The sequence below is a fragment of the Nitriliruptor sp. genome (assembly GCF_040882075.1).
GTDB lineage: Bacteria > Actinomycetota > Nitriliruptoria > Nitriliruptorales > Nitriliruptoraceae > Nitriliruptor.
Genome location: NZ_JBBEBZ010000045.1, coordinates 1 through 1,114, shown reverse-complemented (window position 1 = coordinate 1,114; position 1,114 = coordinate 1). Strand labels below are relative to the sequence as shown.

Annotated in this window: 2 protein-coding genes and 1 pseudogene; 2 read left to right on the top strand and 1 reads right to left on the bottom strand. The window is 70.7% G+C overall.

Annotation, left to right across the window (positions count from 1 at the left end; all coding sequences use genetic code 11):
* Positions 1–176 (top strand): annotated as a pseudogene (locus WEB03_RS02400) (proline--tRNA ligase); the annotation flags it as partial.
* A gap of 30 nt (positions 177–206) precedes the next feature.
* On the opposite strand, the gene WEB03_RS02395 reads toward WEB03_RS02400, so the two are convergent.
* Positions 207–881 carry a hypothetical protein gene (locus tag WEB03_RS02395; protein ID WP_368069374.1) on the bottom strand — a complete coding sequence of 225 codons (675 nt, stop codon included), beginning with the start codon at positions 879–881 and terminating at the stop codon, positions 207–209.
* Here WEB03_RS02395 and WEB03_RS02390 point away from each other — a divergent pair.
* Positions 868–1,114, top strand: a 247-nt coding sequence (locus WEB03_RS02390) for a DUF2461 family protein (protein ID WP_368069373.1), incomplete at its 3' end; no start/stop codon positions are given. The genes WEB03_RS02395 and WEB03_RS02390 overlap by 14 nt on opposite strands.

The window sequence follows — 1,114 nt, the reverse complement described above, 5'->3', positions numbered from 1 at the left end:
GGTTCGCGGACGCGCTGCACTGCGGCGAGGAGCCCTGCGAGGACGACATCAAGGCGGGATCGTCCGCGACGCCGCGGTGCATCCCGGTCGATGGAGCCCCCGAGGAGGGTGCGTGCATCCGCTGCGGGAAGCCCGCGGCCTACGGCACCCGCGTGGTGTTCGCCCGGGCGTACTGACCGACGCACCCGGCGGTACCCGGCCGACGATCAGGCGTTCGGCTCGATGACGACCTTGATGCAGCCGTCCTCCTTGTTCATGAAGGTGTCGTACATCGCCGGGGCGTCCTCGAGCGGGACGCGGTGGGTGACGAGGTCCGCGGTCCCGAGCGGGTCCGCGTCGTCGGTCACGTACGGCATGAGGTCGCTAGTCCACTTCTTGACGTTGCACTGACCCATGCGGAACTGCAGCTGCTTGTCGAACATCGTCAGCATCGGCATCGGGTCGGCGGCGCCGCCGTAGACGCCCGCCAGGGACACCGTGCCGCCACGCCGGCACGCGTCGATGGCCGTGTAGATCGCGTCGAGCCGGTCGACGCCGACGTTCTCCAGCATCGGCTTGCCGATCACGGCCGGCATCCGAGCGGCCATCCGTTGGGCGAACTCGGCCACCACGTTGCCGTGCGCCTCCATGCCCACCGCGTCGACGACCGCATCCGCGCCGCGCCCGTCGGTCAGGTCGCGGATCGCGTCACCGACGTCATCGACCTCGCGCAGGTCGATCGTGGTGGCGCCGTGCGGGCGGTCGGTTCCTGCCCCGGTCGACCCCCCACCACCTGGCCGAACCGGTCCAGCTCGGCTCGGCACCGTGTGGGGGCGGACGGCCAGCCGGTAGCTCGTACCCTCCGCGGCCGACGAGGAGAGGATCGAGGTGACGCCACGCATCGGCACGTTCACCGGCCTACCGCCGGAAGCCTTCCGGTTCTACGCCGAACTCGAGCGCGAGGGCAACAACGACCGTGCCTGGTTCGACGAGCACCGCGGCACCTACGAGCGGTGCGTCCGGGTGCCGATGGAGGAGCTGCTCGACCGCGCGGCTGCGGCCGGCTTCGGCGACGACGGGAAGGTGTTCCGCCCGAACCGGGACGTGCGGTTCTCGAAGGACAAGCGGCCCTACA